The sequence below is a fragment of the Terrabacter sp. P5_B1 genome (assembly GCF_056400505.1).
In genome coordinates this window covers 1-4,568 of the sequence record NZ_JBFULD010000329.1, presented here as the reverse complement: position 1 = coordinate 4,568, position 4,568 = coordinate 1, and the positions used below count along the sequence as shown (strand labels likewise).

Annotated in this window: 6 protein-coding genes and 1 tRNA gene; all 7 read left to right on the top strand. The window is 72.0% G+C overall.

Annotated features, from left to right (window positions below; translation table 11 throughout):
• Positions 1-223: 223 nt before the first annotated feature.
• The gene (locus AC1DP0_RS18420; protein ID WP_478087249.1) at positions 224-751 is read left to right on the top strand and encodes a peroxiredoxin; all 528 of its coding nucleotides are present in this window, start codon (positions 224-226) and stop codon (positions 749-751) included.
• Positions 752-784: 33 nt separating this feature from the next.
• Positions 785-857 (top strand) — tRNA-Val (locus AC1DP0_RS18415).
• Between the two features lies 1 nt (position 858).
• On the top strand, positions 859-1,746 hold the full coding sequence (locus AC1DP0_RS18410) for a Nif3-like dinuclear metal center hexameric protein (protein ID WP_478087246.1): 888 nt from the start codon (positions 859-861) through the stop codon (positions 1,744-1,746).
• Positions 1,674-2,483 (top strand): zinc ribbon domain-containing protein, encoded by an 810-nt coding sequence (locus AC1DP0_RS18405; protein WP_478087242.1) that lies wholly within the window; start codon positions 1,674-1,676, stop codon positions 2,481-2,483. Before AC1DP0_RS18410 ends, AC1DP0_RS18405 begins: the two co-directional genes overlap by 73 nt.
• Positions 2,484-2,490: 7 nt before the next feature.
• Positions 2,491-3,486 (top strand): reverse transcriptase-like protein, encoded by a 996-nt coding sequence (locus tag AC1DP0_RS18400; RefSeq protein ID WP_478087240.1) that lies wholly within the window; start codon positions 2,491-2,493, stop codon positions 3,484-3,486.
• A 24-nt stretch (positions 3,487-3,510) separates the two neighbouring features.
• Positions 3,511-3,924 carry a rhodanese-like domain-containing protein gene (locus AC1DP0_RS18395; protein ID WP_478087238.1) on the top strand — a complete coding sequence of 138 codons (414 nt, stop codon included), beginning with the start codon at positions 3,511-3,513 and terminating at the stop codon, positions 3,922-3,924.
• Positions 3,921-4,568, top strand: a 648-nt coding sequence (locus tag AC1DP0_RS18390; protein WP_478087236.1) for an aminotransferase class I/II-fold pyridoxal phosphate-dependent enzyme, incomplete at its 3' end; no start/stop codon positions are given. The genes AC1DP0_RS18395 and AC1DP0_RS18390, both read left to right, overlap by 4 nt.

Below are 4,568 nucleotides of genomic sequence, written 5' to 3'. Positions count from 1 at the left end.
CCTCTACAGCGGGCCTCACCACCGGTGGGCAGGTGAACGTCGCCGCCGAGTGGGCAGGGACCCGCCTCATGCCGCCCAAGGGGCCGCGCCGCTGACCGGCGCGTCCGACGAGTCCGACGAGTCCGGCGCCACGCCGCCCGTTTTGCGGTCCTTTGCGGGCGTTCGCCCGGGCCGCTGTCGAGGGTGGCGCGAACACCGAGGTCGTGGTGCGACACTTGCCGCCATGACGAACGTGCACCCGACCGAGTCGCCGGTCCAGGTGTCCACCCCGCTGGGGGTCGGCGACCTGGCCCCCGACTTCACCCTCGTGGACCAGTACGGCGTCGACGTCAGCCTGTCCGCGGTGCGTGGCCTCAGGAACGCCGTCATCGTCTTCTACCCCGCCGCGTTCTCCGGGATCTGCCGGGGCGAGCTGCGCGAGATCCGCGACGGGCTCGAGGACTTCCAGGACGGCGACATCCAGGTCTTCACGATCTCGTGCGACTCGATGTACACGCTGCGCGCGTGGGCCGACGCCGAGGGCCACTTCTTCCCGCTCCTGTCGGACTTCTGGCCGCACGGCGAGGTGGCGCGGCGCTACGGCGTCCTCGACGCCGAGGACGGATTCGCGCTCCGCGGGACGTTCCTCATCGACCGTTCGGGCCGCATCGTGTGGACCGAGGTGCGCGGCATCGGTTCGGGCCGCGACTTCAGGGCCTACCGCGAGGCACTCGCGGCGCTCCGCGCGAGCCAGCGTGATGCCGTAGGCTGACCGCCGCCTGCCGGTGACACCGCCGGCACGTCAGGGCCTGTAGCTCAGTTGGTAGAGCACCGCGTTTACACCGCGGGTGTCGTCGGTTCGAGCCCGGCCGGGCCCACGTGGACGATCCTGCTCCCGACCTCAGCCTCCGTGACGCCGTTGCGGCGCTCGAGTCCCTCTATCCCCTCCAGAGCGCGGCGGAGTGGGACCGGGTCGGCCTCGTGACGGGCGACCTCGACCAGCCGGTGCGCCGCATCCTCTTCGCCCTCGACCCGACCCTGGCCGTCATCGACGAGGCCTGCACGTGGGGAGCGGACCTGCTCGTCACGCACCACCCGCTGCTGCTGCGCGGGGTCCACTCGGTCGCTACCAGGTCGGCCAAGGGTGCGTCGGTCACGGCCCTCGTGCGGGGCGGCGTCGCGCTGTGGGTCGGGCACACGAACGCCGACGTCGCCGACCCCGGCGTCTCGACGGTGCTCGCGGACGCCCTCGGCCTGACCGACCAGCGCCCGCTCTCGCAGGACGGGTCGAATGCCGGGAGGGTCGGGGTGCTCGCCGCGCCCGCCAGCCTGGCGGACTTCGCCGAAGCCGTGGCCACGGCGCTGCCGGCGACAGCCGGCGGCATACGGGTCAGTGGGGACCCGGGTGCCGAGGTGCGCACGGTCGCGGTCATGGGCGGGTCGGGCGACGATCGCTTCGACGACGTGCGGGCCAGCGGCGCTGATGTCTTCGTCACCGCCGACCTCCGTCACCACCCGGTCCTCGAGGCTCGGGAGGAGGCGCGCGGCGGCCGGCCGTTCCTCGTCGACGCGGGCCACTGGGCCACCGAGTCACTCTGGCTGGCGAGTGCCCGTGAGCAGCTGCTGTCGGCGCTGGACCACGTCCCCGGAGCCACTAGGGTCGAGACCAGAGTCTCAACCATCCGCACCGAGCCGTGGACGTTCGTCGTCGGTGCGAACGCCGCGCGGGCCGACCGGGCGGCTCCCGATACCGGAGGTGTGTCCTGAAAGCCGACCCGTCCCGCCAGTGGCGCCTGCTCGACCTGCAGGCCATCGACTCGCGTCTGGACCAGATCACGCACGCCAAGGCCACCCTGCCCCAGACGCCTGCCGTCGAGGCGGCCCGGCGCGAGCTCGGCGCGCTCGAGACGGACATCGTCAACGCCCGCACGGCGGCCGGTGACGTCCAGCGGGAGCTGACGAAGTCGGACCAGGACGTCCGGCTCGTCCGCGACCGGGCCGCCCGCAACCAGGCACGGCTCGACGCCGGGCAGGGCAGCGCCAAGGACCTCCAGGCCCTCCAGCACGAGCTGGCGTCGCTCGCGCGGCGCCAGGGCGAGCTCGAGGAGGTCGAGCTCGAGGTCATGGAGCGGTCCGAGGCGCTGACCGCGCGGGTCACCGAGCTCGAGGCGCGACGGGCCGAGCTGGTCGCGCGTGTCGCAGACCTCGAGGCGGAGCGCGACGCCGCCGTCACGAAGCTCGACGCCGAGGCGGAGCAGGTCGCCTCCGGACGAGCCGACATCGTCGCCGGCGTCGGCGAGGAGCTCATCGCGCTGTACGAGAAGATCCGTGCCAGCAGCGGCGGCCTGGCCGCCGCCGAGTTGCGCCACCGCCGGTGCGGCGGGTGCCGGCTCGAGCTCGGCAACGTGGACCTCAACCGCATCCGCACGGCGCCCCAGGACGAGGTCGTCCGGTGTGAGGAGTGCCGCCGCATCATGATCCGTACGGGCGAGTCCGGTCTGTGAGCGGTTGGTGAAGGCGGCGTCCCGCGGGTCGGGCCGCCGGCTCGTCGTCGAGGCCGACGGTGGGTCCCGGGGCAACCCGGGCGTCGCTGGTTACGGCGCCCTCGTCCGTGACCCCTCGACCGGTCGCGTCCTCGTCGAGCTCGCCGAGCCCCTCGGCAGGGCCAGCAACAACGTGGCGGAGTACTCCGGCCTGCTCGCCGGGCTGCGCGCCGTGCTCGACCTCGACCCCGGCGCCTCGGTGCGCGTCAAGATGGACTCCAAGCTCGTCGTCGAGCAGATGTCGGGCCGCTGGAAGATCAAGCACGAGGACATGCGCCGCCTGGCCCTCGAGGCCCGCGACCTGTGCGCAGAGATCTCCGACGCCGGCGGCAGCGTCGACTTCGAGTGGATCCCGCGCGAGAAGAACAAGGACGCCGACGCGCTGAGCAACGACGCCATGGACGGGTTGAGCGTCCACCGGATCCTGACCGACGAGAACGCCGACGGCTCGGGTTCGCAGGTCGATTCGGATTTGACTGTCACAGACGCCGATTCGGGGGTGACCGCGACGAGGGGGAGTGTGCGTCCCCTGCGACTGCTCCTCGTGCAGGCTCCGCTCGACAGCCACGCCACGCCACGCATCGTCGCCGCCGTGCGACGTCTCGTCGACTCCGCGAGTGTCGTCGGCGCCGATGACGCGGTGGCCGCCCGGGTCGTGAAGGACCTCGCCGGTGCGTTGGGCGCGGAGGCCGCGACGTCCGCGGACTGGTCCGGCCAGGCACCGGGCGAGGGGGCCGACGTGACGGTGCAGACGGCATACCACTCGCTCCTCTCGCGGGGCGGCACCGTCGTCGCGGTGACGAGCCGGCGCGGGGTGCTCTCGGTGCTCAGTGACGTGCTGGCCACCCCGGTCGAGCGCTTCTGGGCCCTCGCCACGGCCCCGGGCAGCCTCACCGCCGTGGAGGTCTGGGAGGACGGCTCGGCGTCGGTGGCTTTCACCAATCGGACCGACCATCTCGCCTGACGGACGCTGTGCGATATTCGCTGCATGAGCTATGCCGGTGACGTGACCCCCGAGCAGGCCTGGACGGTCCTGCGCGACGAGCCCGGTGCGGTGCTCGTCGACGTGCGCACGAGGGCGGAGTGGGCCTACGTCGGACTGCCCGACCTCAGTGCCGTCGGCAAGCAGGTCGTGCTCATCGAGTGGCAGACCTACCCGCACGGCGTCGTGAACGAGAGCTTCACTGCCGACCTCGAGGCGGCCGGCGTCGCCAAGGAAGCCCTCGTCTACTTCCTGTGCCGCTCCGGGGTGCGCTCGGTGGCCGCGGCCGAGGCGGCGACCCGCGACGGGTGGGCGCAGTCGCACAACGTCCTCGAGGGGTTCGAGGGACCCCACGACGACGAGCGCCACCGGTCGGTGTCGGGATGGAAGGTCGCGGGTCTGCCGTGGGTGCAGGGATGAGCGGCGCGACGCAGGACTGGCGCCCGGACACGCTGGCGGTGCGAGCAGGTCTGTCCCGCAGCGGTTTCGAGGAGACCTCCGAGGCGCTCTACCTGACGTCAGGCTTCGTCTATGACAGTGCGGAGGACGCCGAGGCGGCGTTCAAGGGTGATGTCGACCGGTTCGTCTACTCCCGCTATGGCAACCCCACGGTCACCATGTTCGAGGAGCGGCTGCGCCAGATCGAGGGCGCCGAAGCGTGCTTCGCCACCGGGTCCGGCATGTCCGCCGTCTTCGTGGCGCTGGCGGCGCTGCTCGGACACGGGGACCGGGTCGTGTCCTCGCGGGCCCTCTTCGGCTCGTGCTTCGTCATCCTCGACGAGATCCTTCCCCGCTGGGGGGTCGAGACCGTCTTCGTCGACGGAGCGGACCTCGACCAGTGGCGCGAGGCGTTGTCCGAGCCGACGACCGCCGTCTTCTTCGAGACGCCGAGCAACCCGATGCAGGAGCTCGTCGACATCGCGGCGGTGACGGAGCTGGCCCACGCCGCCGGTGCGAAGGTCGTCGTCGACAACGTCTTCGGCACGCCGGTCTTCTCCAAACCGCTCGACTTCGGTGCCGACATCGTCGTCTACTCCGCGACGAAGCACATCGACGGCCAGGGC

Coding starts and splice junctions, on each gene's coding strand:
- AC1DP0_RS18395 (WP_478087238.1), top strand. CDS start 3,511: ATGAGCTATGCCGGTGACGTGACCCCCGAGCAGGCCTGGACGGTCCTG.
- AC1DP0_RS18420 (WP_478087249.1), top strand. CDS start 224: ATGACGAACGTGCACCCGACCGAGTCGCCGGTCCAGGTGTCCACCCCG.